This is a genomic window from Periweissella ghanensis, from assembly GCF_918814755.1.
Taxonomy (GTDB): domain Bacteria; phylum Bacillota; class Bacilli; order Lactobacillales; family Lactobacillaceae; genus Periweissella; species Periweissella ghanensis.
The window spans coordinates 33,565-47,159 of the sequence record NZ_CAKKNT010000016.1 but is presented as its reverse complement, the minus strand read 5'-3'; the positions used below and the strand labels follow the sequence as shown (position 1 = coordinate 47,159).

Genomic DNA, 13,595 nt, shown 5'->3' with positions numbered 1-13,595 from the left:
ATTAAAATTAAATACTCTTAATTTTAATTGATTGAGGTGGCTCAATGTTATTGATTATTTTTGGTATACATTTATTGACTAAAAATGGCTCACTTTAGTTTAGCAGTCACATGGTTCAGTCATAAACTTAATTAGTCCTTTGCCCTGCCAATTTTGATTGTAAAAAAATTCCGTCTTTAAGTGACCAAAAAAACTTTCTGCCTGCACATAGCTGATGTAAATCCTTTCTTAGACGTTGAGCTAGTTAAACAATACTCATCAACTAGTTAAACCATACTCATCAATTAATTTAAATCACTTAGGATAGCGATGGTGAGCCCAACGATTAGAATGAATAATAGGTGTTCCGTAATCACGTCATATATTCAATGCTTTTTGAAGCATCGTATTGGCAAGTTCTACAGATGGACTGACATCGATTGATCAGTTTACAATATGCCAGCAAAGCAATCAATTACCGATGATACATAGATTTTTCCAAAAGAAATTGAAAATTCGGTAATATAGCTACCCTCACGCACACTGATGTACCTTTCAATGAAGGTACTGCCAATATTGTTATGCTTCATATTGCTGAAACTATTAATAATCTAGGTTTATTGCTACCAAATACCTGATTTTTAAAATAATAGATTCCTACATTCACATACATGTATTCTCCTCGAATTAGATTAAATCGAGGGGATTTTTTAATTAACATTATCTTATTACTCGCACGCGGTCCTTTAAGTTGATTGATTATATTAATTAATCAACTATGGCTTCCGTAACTTCAATAACTTCCACCAACGAATTTTAATCGCATTTTAAAACACATTTTCCACTTTGAATTACAAAAAAAGCGACCAGCTCGAATCTCGAGCTAGTCGCTTAACCGAATAAACGTATTTATTCAATTTTTAAGTCCATCAGTATCATTTAACTTAGAACCAAAAATTATCCTGCAATTTTAGCAATGTTAAAAGTAATTGTAGCTTTATCTACAACTGGAACAGTTGCAGTCTTCTTATCATCAGATAAGCTGTATCCTGTACCCTTAGCAAATGTGTATCCTTTAGGTGCAATTACTGTAGTAGTTTGGTCAGCACCTGAATAAGACGTTGCGGCAAGTTTGGCATCTTCGTCACCACCAGCTAAAACATAAGTCATTGACTTGTTAGTAGCAGGTGCTGGTTGTTGACTCTTAGGAGTAACAGTCATTCCTGCCAAACCATTAATGTCTGCTTGTAAGTTAGAAGCAGCACTTGAAATTTGAGCTGGAGTAGCTGATGAATCCTTAAATGTCTTCAATGCAACAGCTAAATCATTGTTGTAGTTTACAGCTTGTGGAAGCGTTACTGAACCAGCAGCTGCAATAGCAACAGGTGTGTTTTTATCATTTCCATCATTAGCAATAGCAGCAGCTTTCAAGATTACATTTTGAAGAACAATCTTGTTTGCTGGAACAAGTCCCTTGATAGCATCACTCAATGCTTTTGAATCATCAGTAACCTGCTTAGCAGTAATACCGTTTGCTTCGTCAGTGTTTGCTTGTGTCAACGCATCTGAGAGAGCTTTAAATGAAGTAGTTGTGTAATCACTAGCATTGTATGCACTTGCTGAAGCAATAATTGTCTTCAATTGTGCATCATCAACCCCTGAGTAGTTAGCATCTAACTTAACTAATGCATTGTATGCATTTACTAAGTTTGTAGTTGCTTGAGTAAGTTGTGCAAGTGTTACAGAAGTAGCTAATGAAGTAGTTTTTTGTAAGCTAGCTGACAATGTAACAATTGAATTCATTGCACTGTATGCCTTATCAAAAGCAGCTTTAGATGCACTTGTAAATTTAGCAGTCTTATCAGCATTTACAGTAAATGCATTTTTAAGTGCGTTAATTTGGTCATCTGTAAGAGAAGCAAGAGTACTTTGCTTAACTTGATCTACTGAAGCTGCAGTTGTACTACTTGTCATTGCAACTAATTGATCATTAAGAGCACTTGTTGCAGTGTTTACTTGAGATTGAGTTGCTTGAGCATTAGCACTTACTGCATTTGCGGCTGCAATCAAGTCTGTTAATGTACTAAATGCAGCAGCACTGTAATCGCTAGCTTTGTATGCATTTGCTGAAGCGATAGTTGAATTTAACAATTGCTTGTTAGTAACAACTTGTAATGCGTTATATGCATTTTGAACTGCATTGTAATCTGCATTAATAACAGATTGTGATACAGAGTTAGCAGTTGTTGTGTTCTTTTGTAGGTCAGCATTAGCCGCCTTAACAGCAGTTACAAATGATGAGTATGAACCATCAGTAAATGTTACAGCTACTGAATTAAGTAATGCAGTTCCATCATTCTTACCTGCATTGTAAGCTTTAGCCACAGCACTGCTATCAGCAACTAATGCAGTCAATGCAGTTACGTCAGTTGTTGCAGGAGTGTTTGCTGCTTGTAATCCAGCGTAAGTAGTTTGACCAACTTTGCCACCATTTACGATTGCATTCAACGTGGCGTATTCAGCATCAATTTGTGCTTGTGTTGCACCAACTGTTGAAAGAAGCGTTGTAGCAGTAGCATTTTCAACTTGAACTTGAGCGAATGAAGCGCTAGTGTAAAGTGGTTGACCTAAATTATCAAGGTTACCCTTAGCAATAATTTGAGTTGTTCCGTTAACAAGTTGTTGAAGTTGAGTTTTATCAACCATACCAAATGCTACTGGAGTCAAACCTTTAATAGCGTTTGTCAATGCAGTATCAGCTGCCGTAACAGTCGCTGCAGTAATACCATCTTTAGCAATAGTGTCATCAGTATCTGTAAAGACTTGGTTAGTTGATGTTGGTGAACTAATATTTGCCAAAGCAGTAGTCAATGCATCAAATGATACTTGTGTATAAACGTGACTAGTACCATCCAATGTACGGTTAGCAGTTGCACCAGCAAATGACCCTGCAAGGGCAATTGTGTTTTTGGCAGATGCAATATCTTGTTTGATTTGACTAAGATCCACAGCACCGTTTAACTTAGCTTTACTATTCAAAGTGTTAATTGCATCCTTCAATTTTGAATCTGCAGTATCTACTGCAGATTGAGTTGCTGTAGCATCAGAGTTAACTGATACAGCCTTGTCATATACTGCTTTGAATGCATTAAAATCTGTAGCAGCATAAACTGGTTTACCATTTGCATCCAAGTTGGTCAATGAAATAGCTGCCCCAGTAGCGTTGTTAGTTTTAGAAACTGATAAAATATCTGCTGCCAATGAATCCTTAGTAACAACACCTGGAGTGTTAGTCTTTAAGGCGTTAATCTTAGTTGACAATTCTAAATCTGCAGCATCTACGTTAGCTTGAGTCTTACCACCAGCAATTTTACCTGTCGTAGCATCGTAAAGGCCGTTTGCTGCAATAACTGCCTTACGTAAATCATTTACACTGTCAGTAGTGTATGTAGATGCATTAGCTAATTTTACGTTAGCAGTTGCTAAATCTACTTGTAATTGACTATCATCAGCACCAGTTACCGTTTGTAGACCAGTTGTAACAGTTGATTGTCCTGCTAGTGCTTGACCTAAAGCAGCTTTGAATGTTGTAACTTCAGCATTGATTACACTTTGAGTTGATTTTGGATCAGCTGCAATTTGCTTAGCAGTTGCTAAAGCAGTTGCAAATGTAGCATATGAAACTGAAGTGTAAGCGTGTTGTGTTGAAGTACCATTACTTGTTGGTGCTTGGTTAATTAATCCTTGTAATACAGTTACATCAACAGTTACATTAACCAATGCGTTTTCTGCATCAGTCAAAGCCTTGTCAGCTGCGTCAATAGCTTCTTGAGTAGAAGTCTTGTCACCAGCAACCTTTTGTGCTGCAGTCAAAGCTGTTTGGAAAGTAGCAAATGAGTCTTTAGTGTAGTCAGTTGAAACTAACGCAGCTGCTGTAGTAATGTCTTTGTTCAATTGAGTAGCATCACCAGCTTTGTTTGATGCAATCAAGTCCAAACCATCTTGGTGCAACTTATCAGTGATAGTTGCGATTTCAGCTGGAGTAGCAAATTCAGGATCTGCTACGTAACCGTTAGCAATCTTGATATCAGCAGTCAAAGTAGCAAATGCTTTCTTACCGGCTTCAGTAGTGTAGTCAGCAGCCTTCTTAGCGTTTGACCATACTAATTGTGCTTTTAAGTCAGTAACTTTAGAAGCGTACAAGTCTAAACCAGTTTGGTGTAAGGCTGAAGTGATAGCCATAACGTTAGCTGGAGTAGCCAATGATGGGTTCTTAACGTATGAGTTTGCAGTTGCAAGTTGAGTTTGCAATTGAGCAAACAATGTCTTACCTTGTGCAGTTACATAGTCAGAAGCAACCTTCTTGTTTGACCAGAATAATTGACCGTTCAAGATGTTAGCTACTTCGTTGTTCAAGTTAACACCATCGTTACGCAATGCAGTAGTGATTGCAGTAACTTTAGCTTGTGTAGCTGACTTAGGGTTGTTAATGTAACCGTTAGCAGTCTTGATGTCTGCTTGTAATTTAGCAACCAAAGTCTTACCAGTTGCTGATGAGTAAATGCTTGCGTTAGAAGCCTTAGCATTTGACCATACTAATTGGGCTTTTAAGCCTGCAAAGTTAATGTTTGATTTTGCAGTTGCAACTGGCGTTGCGGCGTGCACGTTAAGTGCAGTGCTAGCTAAGCCAGAACCGCTTAATACTGTAATTGCTGCGATTGATGCAACAACCCAGTTCTTACCAGATTTGTATAACTTGTAATGACGTTTTTCTTCCATCGGTGATCTCCTCAAAACTATTTAAAGTAACAGAATTTATATAAAAATAAGGTACAAGATATATTATCAATATTTTCGAGCGCAAAAGAACACTTGCGGGGTTATGTTAATACTTTCTTAATACTTTTAACACTTCCTTAAAAAATAGACTTTGAATTTCTTAAGAAATTTCAAAGCCCACCCGATGGAAGTATTGCAAGCATGCGCTCGTTTCGACATATACTTACTAATCATTAGTTGGGTTCAACGGTCATGACAACCACTGCTTCCAATTGGGATCAATATTTATACGAAGCCAATACGTCATTTACCTATATTTTTATAAACAATTCGTATAACGTTATATGTAGAAACTTTATTCACCCCACAGCGAATTAATCTAAATATAAGTTAGTACAAATGTCTTACATAATGTTATTATTTTGTTACATGCTTTTAAACTATGTTTACCACTAATTATGGTTTGCTTAATAAATTTTACTAATTCTTAATATATATGTGTTAAGCAAATGTTAAGATATCGTGAAAAATGGCTATTTTAGGTCGTTTTTCGACATAATCGTGACATTTATTGCAGAAATATTAAGGAGAATTGAAGATTATTTATAGAAAAAAGGACTTGCAAGTTGTTTGCAAGTCCTTTTCAGGTTGTATTTTGTGTGTGGTGGGCAGCAGAGCCAAAACGAGCTCACCCAAGCAAGGGACTCCGCCTACCGTCAATTAGCTAAGATACCAAGACCGTATCTTTCGCTAATTGTCAGTAGTGCTCGACCCTTCCCGCTTGGGTTCGCTCTCTACATCACTTCACTATTAACTTCCCCCGTCAAGTCAGCCATCTTCAGCTTCGTTAAGTCGAGGTCTTTGATTTTACCATTCACGGCATGGCCGTTTTGGATTAAGAGGTAATCGGTGGCATATTTTTGCGCCAATGGTAGATCGTGGGTGACGAAGATGACCGTCACATCGTGGTCGCGTTGGTAGTCGGTGACGAGATCGAGTAATTCATATTTTACAACATTATCCAAGCTGGCGGTTGATTCATCCAAGATCAACAAATCCGGTTGTTCAACTAATGCTTGGGCGAGGTAGGCTTTTTGCTTTTCCCCCCCGGATGCCGTCCCAAGGCGCGCATCAAAGCGTTTCGTGAGCTCAGTTTCTTCTATAATATGGGCGAGCTTAGCTTTTTCATTCTTGGTTAACCATGGTAATTTGCTTTCAGTTAAGCCTAACGCGATAAAGTTTTTAATACTTAATGGATATTCCGCCGTTAGATTGCGGAATTGGGGTACATAACCAATCTTAATATCTTTACGACTGGGATTGAGGGTTACATCCCCACCGGCTGGCTTTAAATGGCCAAGGACCACCCGTAAGAAAGTTGTCTTACCAGCCCCGTTGTCACCGACAATACTCAAGAAGCTCCCGCGCGGTACTTCAATATTCAAGTCACGAAAGACCACTTTGTCAGGGAATTCAACGCTTAAGTTGTGCGCTGTAATAATATTTTCAGTCATGATGATATCCTTTTCGTTGCTGCGGCGCATTAGTTTCCCATGCGCGGGTCGCGAGTTCATTAATAAATTGTTGGATCAATTGCAAGTCCGGTTCGGTGTACTTATCACAGACGGCCGCTAATTGATTAATCGTTGCTTCGTGGCGTTGGCGGTGCTCTTGGGCAACCGTTTGGCCACTTGCGGTGAGTTGGTATTCCATCACCCGGCCATCATGTTGGGCCGGTGTGGCAGTTAAGTACCCTTGCTTGAGCAGTTCTTTGACCGCTTTAGTAATCGCCGGGCGCGTTAGTTCCATCAAAGTCGCTAACTGGCTATTACTCAACGGTGCGTCACTATCAAGTAGCAACATCAGAATGTGGGCCTGCGTATCACTAACCGCTAACTGACCATCATCATTGAGTAGTTCACTGCGACTAGCATACTGGCGCACGAATTCATTCAATGCGGTGGTGAGATTAACAATCTCGGTGCGGGGAATTGACATCAGGTACTCCTTACTAGAAATAATTAACCAGTTAACTATATCGAAATTACCACTAGATGTCAACATCCCCGCATCAGTATTACCGTTTCTTCATATGCTTATTAGATAGTATAAAAAATTCGCAGAACCTTAATTAGTCCTGCGAATTTTGTGATTATTTACTATTTTTGTAAATCAGATTTAATCAAGAGAACCCCATTTGTATTGTGGTCATCAAGCGTGGCGCCCAATGTTGATTGTTGACTTTCTCGATTATTTAAATCATCTTGACTTGGTAAATCAACCTTATTATCAGTAAAAGTTGGTTCGTTCCAAACAACTTCTTGGACATCCCCTGTCTTGGCTCCTGGATTATCCGGAATCAAGTACGTGGCGACAAATTCAAAGCCAGCGTTATTATCGCTATCATCATCGCTACTTTGGTCGCTAGTTGACATCAATTGCACTTGATCAGTAACATCGTCATCACCATCACCACTTGGTAAGGCGTAGAAACCTTCAAATTGTGGCGCAACTGAATTAGGATCCGAACTATCATACGTGTAGACGTCGGTAATTGCCTTATCCATCATACCCTTCAAGTCCTTCAAGTTCGTCAATTTAGTTGGATCAATTAAGCCCTTGACCGTTGCTTCAATGGTGCGGGGACCAACGTATTTCTTACCGCGTTCAGCTTCAAAGTAATCGCCAGGGACTTTAATCTTAACTTTATCCCCATTTGAAAGCTTACCGTTATTAGGGACGGTGAAGTTCGTGCCATCAATATTAACTAAATCTTCACTCGTCAAATTAGCTTGACCACGACCATTTAAGCCGGTGAAATTGACATCGATTTGCTTAAGCACCTTGCTTGTAGGAATGCCCTTAATCGCTTTTAAGCCCACGACTTTGTATGTCTTCGTAGCAGGCTTAACCGGGTTGGTGCTGTCGCCGTCAGTTGTCAGAGCCACGGTCACGGTATCACCGTTCTTCAAGTTATCCGGACTCTTAATCTTAATTTTAGTTTCCTTAAACCAGTTCTTGACTTGCGTTAACTTAACTTGGTTGGCAGGTAAAGCCGTTGATTGAGCGTTTTCCAAGTTACTAGCAAAATCACTGGCATCCTTAACCCCGGTAAACAATTGAATTTTGACTACATCAGGTAATTTACTGCGATCAACTTGGAGCTTTAAAATCGCCAAGTCCAAGGGGTCTTCATTAAAGTACGCCTCCCCTTCAGATTGGTAACCAGTATACTTCATTTGAATACCCGGATTGGCCAAGACATTAATCTTGCGGTTATTCCAGAGGTGGGCGCCGACAATCCCACCGACAATTAAAATAGCAATTAAGATCCAGACAACTATGGGAACCTTTTTGATTCTATTCATAACATTTCTCCTATAATAAGATACTTTTAATAAATGCATTTCGAATTTTACGGTACCACTTTAGTGAAAATTAATAAAATATTCTGCTCATCTTTACAAAGTAAGCATATCTTTTGCGTTTATAAGGAAATGTTATTAAACTTAAGTCAGTTTTTATAATTATGTTATTATTGCATTATTTTTGGTATATATTAGGAGGTCTGTCATGGACGATATCGAACAAGTCAAATCAGAGTATTCTGATCTGGTAACCCATATTAAAGGAAAAAACATTAAAGGACTACACGAAGGCTCACAGGCTATTTTAGTTAACTCAATTGTCATTATTATTAGTTTAATCTCAGTCTTAGCCCTCTTTACTTTTCACTTTGTCGGCGCGAGCTTTGGGATTATTAACTTCACCTACAACTCCCTCATCTCAGTTGCCAAGTCAATTGGTTCAACTTCAGCAGCTGCTACCCCATATGCCCTCTACATCTTATATGCACTCATCGTCTTGGGCTTGATAGGGATCTTCTACAAGCAAGGCTACAAAATTATTGCCGCAATTGAAGGTGTGCTCTTACTCGCCTTTGTAATTGTACTCTTCCAAACGCACAGCGCGATTGTTAGTCTCGGTTCAGCCCTCTTTAGTGGTAGTGGTTCTGCCGATACTGGTGCCAGTCAATTTGGTTCATTGCTCGCCTTTGGTCTTGGGTACTACTTACCATTTATCCTTGGGATTATTGGTATCTTAGCCATTATCTACGTGGCTTTCTTGATGAATCGGCCACGCACAATTGTTGCCCATGCCCCTGAAGTCCAAGTGCAACCACATGAAGCAGCCACACCAGTGCAACCGGTAGCACAAGCACAACCTGAACAACCTACCGCACCGGTGCAACCAACTGCGGCCGAACCACAAACAACGCCAGCCCAACCCGCTGCGAGCCAAGCCTACGTACCCGTTGATCAACCAACGGATGCTAGCACACCAGAAAAATAATTATTGATAAACACAAAAGGCCCGGAAAAAATTTTCCGGGCCTTTTTGCTAGTTATTTAGCTAATTCAGTTTGCACATTTTTGGGTACATCAGTCTTTTGGACTTCATTAGGCCCTTGGGTAACGCGTTTTTCACTAATCTTAGCTTTGACGTAACTACCCGGTGTAAATGGTTTGATATCCGCTCCTTCTAAAATGAAGCTCATCTTTTGGTGTTGGCCATTAGCTTTCACGAAGTCAAAATGGTATTTGTACGTGATTGAGTTTGGTACCGTCTTACCATTATCATCGCGCGTCTGTTCTTTAGTTGGCACTTGATTAGGTACTAACGCATACGCCGGTACATCCTGATAGGTTGCGTCGTAGTACTTGTACCCATAGAAGCCCCCAACTGCCACGAGGACTGCTAAAATCACAATTCCAATCGCTTTTTTCATATTAATTCCCCCTTTTACATTAATAATGGCATCAACTATGCACCTTAAGAATACCATAATGGCGGGGAAAATTTCTAATATGAAGGTTTACGCCAAGAACTTCGCAATCAATGGTAACACTACCCCACTGTGCGTTGGGAAAGCATAGATTGTGGTCGCCAACTTAGCGGCGGTGTATTGGTCATTAATCACTGGTACCAAGGCATTGATGACTTCGGGGGTAAAATCACCAATTAACGATGCCCCAACTAATTGACCTTGGGCGTTCACAACGACTTTAATGGCGGCGTGAACATCATTTTGGGCTTGGAAGCGCATCAATTTACCGCAAGGAATTTCATAAACCTGGCAGTTTTCCAACTCAGCTTCTTGGGGCAGTAAGCCGATTTGGGCAATCCGTGGTAATGTGAAGGCCACCGTTGGAACGGCTGGGTAAGCGATTGGTTGCTCATTTCCAAGGATGACACTGGCGACATAGTTTGACTCAAACGTTGCCGTTGGCGTTAAGCGCGGAATCGTCTTAGCAATTACATCCCCACTGGCGTAAATGTTGGCAAGATTGGTTTGGAGGAATTCGTTAACCAAGACTCCTTGGCGGTTGTAATCCACGCCAATGGTATCCAGACCAAGGCCGTCAATATTAGCGACCCGACCAGTTGAGTCCATCACATAATCAGCGGTGATGTGTTGACCTTGGGCAGTGCTAACAACGAATTGATCACCGGCTTGTTCAACACTCGCAACCGCATTACTGAAAACAAAGTCAATCCCACGCGCTTGCATTTCACTAACTACATGGGCGGCATAATCAGCATCAAAGCCGTTTAAAGCGGTCGCCCCGTATTCAACTAACGTCACGTGACTACCAGCGGCTTGGGCAATTGCCGCAAATTCCATCGCAATGTACCCGGCGCCGATGAAGACAATTGACTTGGGCATATCTGGCAGGTCAAGGAAATCCGTACTATCGTGGGTGAATTCCTTACCGGGAATATCTAACTTAGCTGGTGTTTGACCAGTCGCAATCACGAATTTGTCCGCTTGGTATTGGGTACCATTAACCGTAATCGTGTGGGGATCGACAAAGCTAGCATGCCCGGCAATAATTTCAATCCCATCAACGGCTAACATGTGCGCTAAGCCATCTGATAATGGATCAATGACTTGGTGCTTGTAGTTCATCAAGGCAGGCCAAACAATCGCTGGCGTGTCTTCAATTCCAATGCCGTGATAGTGGTGCAAGTGGTGGATAATTTCTGCGGGACCATCAAGGAGAATCTTGGCGTTACAACCAAAGTTCGTACAAGTTCCGGCGACTTTGTTGGCTTCAACCAGCGCAACTTTTTTGCCGGCTTTGGCAAGCATTTGAGCACCATGCCAGGCAGCATGGCCACTACCGATAAAAATTACATCATACATGGGGAGTTCCTCTTTCTGTTTTTTGTGTGAGTGTGGGGGTGTGGGGGTTGGTTCTAGGCAGTAGAGCCTAAACGTGCTCTAGTCCACAAAGTACTGTGCCTACCACCAATTAGCTAAGATACATAGCTCGTATCTTTCGCTAATTGTCAGTAGTGCTCATACTTTAACCGTGGACTATCGCACTCTTACCACAATTTTTCCCTTCGCATGATGACCCTCACTCCGGCGGTGGGCCGCTTGGATGCCTTCAGTGGTAAGGGGGAATTCTTCATCAAGGACGATTTGGAGTTTATCTGCGCGGATCAAGTCAGCGAGGTAAGCGAGGTCTTCACCGGTTGCGGCTAAGTAGCCGGATTCAACGGTTTGCGGACCAGCTTGTTGTTCAGGTGTTGGGTAGCCTGAGATGGTGATCAACTTACCGGTTGGCTTTAAGATGGCAATCCCTTCGTCAATCGCACTTACCATGTCATACACGGCATCGTAATCGTGCAAGACGTCAGTAATTTTCGTCGTGTGGTAATCAATCACTTCATCCGCCCCAAGGCCCTTAACGAATTCAGCATTATGGGCACTCGCGGTCGTCGCAACATACGCCCCCATCAACTTCGCTAATTGAATGGCAAAGATCCCCACCCCACCAGCTTGAATCAAGACTTTCTTACCAGGACCAACTTCCAACTTGCGCAAGATTTGTAGTGCCGTCATCCCGGCTAATGGCACGGCCGCCGCTTGTTTAAAATCAATATTGGCAGGCTTGTACGCTAATTGGTTTTCACGAACGGCCACATATTCGGCATAACTACCACGGGTTCCGTCTTGGTAAATATCTGGGCGGGCAAAGACTTCATCGCCAACTTTGAAAGTTTTAACATCAGCACCGACTTCCGTAATTACACCGGCCACGTCCCAACCAAGCACCACGGGGAATTTCCATGGGAACATCTTTTGCATCATCCCTTCACGGGCTTTCCAGTCAATCGGGTTGATACTAGTCGCATATGTTTCGACTAAGACTTCATCAGCAGCCACCGTGGGCTTTGGTAATTCAGCGACGAATAATTGGGAAGCATCCCCATAAGCATTAATTTGTGCGGCTTTCATTGTTGTGTTCCTCCTCTTGGATAACTTGTAATAGGACTTTGTTAATCGTTTGCGTTTCTATTAACATGCGTTCAAGTGCCAGTGGTGATTGGGTAATTAACTTATCTTGCACCGCGCCAATACGGGCTAAAATATCTTCAAAGTGGTGAGCCTTTGAGGGAGCAACCACCAATTCGCGGACCCGACCATCAGTTTTACTCGTTTGCTTAAGCAGCCAGCCTTTTTGGACCAACTTTTGGACGACGGGGGTTAACGTACTTGAAGCTAGCTCCAGATTATCACAGATGTCTTTTAATTGGGCACCTTGCAATCGCCAAGTGACGAAGATGCTCAAATACTGCAAATATGTCAGATCATAATCTTCTAAAATGAGCTGGTATAACTTGTGGAAATAGCGATTACTGTTATATATCGCTAGGCACATTTGGTCATAGACCGCGCCATTGTGTTCTGCTTCCATAGCATCCTCCTAAACTTTATATCGTATGCGATATATATTACCACTTACTTTTAGTAATACAAGTTGCTTTAGAGAAAATTAACGAACAAAAAATCCCACGGGCCGCGGATGGCCTGTGGGATTGATATAGGTATGTGGGTGGGCTTCTAGGCAGTAGAGCCTAAACGTGCGAGAAGTCGCAAGCGGCTAGGCAGCATGGCCTAAACGTGTTCGCAGCCCCAAAGTATTTCACCTACCACCAATTAGCTAAGATACATAGACCGTATCTTTCGCTAATTGTCAGTAGTGCTCATACTTTCCCAGGGCTGCTCACACTCTTTTCTAAAATACGTTCTTCTTCACCAAATGCTTCGGAAAGTTAACAAAATCATACGTCGCCAACTTTTGAATGTCTTCTTTTCCCCAGAAGAAACCAGTATAAGAACCCGCCAACATCAAGTTAAGTGGTTCTTCATCTTGGGTGTATTGAACAATGATCACTGGTTTACGTAATGCAATCGCGTAACCAATTTCAAACATCGTCCCTTCATCAGGGCGGACATTGCCGTTTTCAATATCGAAATCTAACATCGCAACAACCGCATTGGCTTGGTTAATCCCTTGGATATCAGCATGGTAAGTGGCATCTTGCCATTCCTTAGTTTTCATTGCTTCTGCCAATGAACCGTTACCGTATTCGGCCACAATCTCATCTTGCTGGTGCTTAACTGGTTCAAACACGTAACCAACTGTGGGGTTGCTAGCAAGTAAAGCAGCGACTTCATCCAAGCGTTGGTTTTGCGCTTCTGAGAAGAATGGGCCGGCCAAGTAAATGCGACTCTTAAAGTCCGTTGTCATGATAAGATTCCTCCTTTAAATTAACAAAACGTTATCATTAAATCTTATTATACGGAATTAAGCCAATATTTGCAAATTCACACAGATAAATGTTCGATTTAATTCTTAACTTTCTTAATATTTGTTATCGCAAAAATAATTATCACCTTTGTTTTAAACCCCCACCGCTCAAACTTCCGCAGCACGTAACTTGTCACCCTCCCCCAATTCCTCTATACTTACCAACATAAT

At 41.3% G+C, this 13,595-nt stretch carries 10 protein-coding genes; 1 reads left to right on the top strand and 9 read right to left on the bottom strand.

Going from position 1 to position 13,595, the window contains the following annotated elements; all coding sequences use genetic code 11:
* Positions 1-936: 936 nt before the first annotated feature.
* The 4 genes from LQZ76_RS06440 to LQZ76_RS06425 form a co-directional block, all read right to left on the bottom strand.
* Positions 937-4,758 (bottom strand): beta strand repeat-containing protein, encoded by a 3,822-nt coding sequence (locus tag LQZ76_RS06440; RefSeq protein ID WP_230098924.1) that lies wholly within the window; start codon positions 4,756-4,758, stop codon positions 937-939.
* 794 nt (positions 4,759-5,552) lie between these two features.
* Positions 5,553-6,272, bottom strand: a complete 720-nt coding sequence (locus LQZ76_RS06435) for a metal ABC transporter ATP-binding protein (protein WP_230098923.1) — start codon at positions 6,270-6,272, stop codon at positions 5,553-5,555.
* Positions 6,265-6,756, bottom strand: a complete 492-nt coding sequence (locus LQZ76_RS06430; protein WP_230098922.1) for a MarR family winged helix-turn-helix transcriptional regulator — start codon at positions 6,754-6,756, stop codon at positions 6,265-6,267. The genes LQZ76_RS06435 and LQZ76_RS06430 overlap by 8 nt, the downstream gene beginning before the upstream one ends.
* A gap of 161 nt (positions 6,757-6,917) precedes the next feature.
* Complete coding sequence (locus tag LQZ76_RS06425) at positions 6,918-8,126, bottom strand: hypothetical protein (protein WP_230098921.1); 1,209 nt, start codon at positions 8,124-8,126, stop codon at positions 6,918-6,920.
* Between the two features lie 205 nt (positions 8,127-8,331).
* Between LQZ76_RS06425 and LQZ76_RS06420 the strand changes: the two genes are divergently transcribed.
* On the top strand, positions 8,332-9,111 hold the full coding sequence (locus LQZ76_RS06420) for a hypothetical protein (protein WP_230098920.1): 780 nt from the start codon (positions 8,332-8,334) through the stop codon (positions 9,109-9,111).
* A 52-nt stretch (positions 9,112-9,163) separates the two neighbouring features.
* Here LQZ76_RS06420 and LQZ76_RS06415 read toward each other — a convergent pair whose 3' ends face one another.
* The 5 genes from LQZ76_RS06415 to LQZ76_RS06395 form a co-directional block, all read right to left on the bottom strand.
* Positions 9,164-9,547 (bottom strand): YxeA family protein, encoded by a 384-nt coding sequence (locus tag LQZ76_RS06415; RefSeq protein ID WP_230098919.1) that lies wholly within the window; start codon positions 9,545-9,547, stop codon positions 9,164-9,166.
* A gap of 87 nt (positions 9,548-9,634) precedes the next feature.
* Positions 9,635-10,966 carry a dihydrolipoyl dehydrogenase family protein gene (locus LQZ76_RS06410; RefSeq protein ID WP_230098918.1) on the bottom strand — a complete coding sequence of 444 codons (1,332 nt, stop codon included), beginning with the start codon at positions 10,964-10,966 and terminating at the stop codon, positions 9,635-9,637.
* A 174-nt stretch (positions 10,967-11,140) separates the two neighbouring features.
* Positions 11,141-12,067 carry an NADP-dependent oxidoreductase gene (locus LQZ76_RS06405; RefSeq protein ID WP_230098917.1) on the bottom strand — a complete coding sequence of 309 codons (927 nt, stop codon included), beginning with the start codon at positions 12,065-12,067 and terminating at the stop codon, positions 11,141-11,143.
* Positions 12,048-12,527: a MarR family winged helix-turn-helix transcriptional regulator gene (locus LQZ76_RS06400; protein WP_230098916.1), complete on the bottom strand. Its 480-nt coding sequence runs from the start codon at positions 12,525-12,527 to the stop codon at positions 12,048-12,050. The genes LQZ76_RS06405 and LQZ76_RS06400 overlap by 20 nt, the downstream gene beginning before the upstream one ends.
* Before the next feature lie 321 nt (positions 12,528-12,848).
* Positions 12,849-13,364: a nucleoside 2-deoxyribosyltransferase gene (locus LQZ76_RS06395; protein WP_230098915.1), complete on the bottom strand. Its 516-nt coding sequence runs from the start codon at positions 13,362-13,364 to the stop codon at positions 12,849-12,851.
* Positions 13,365-13,595: the final 231 nt, after the last annotated feature.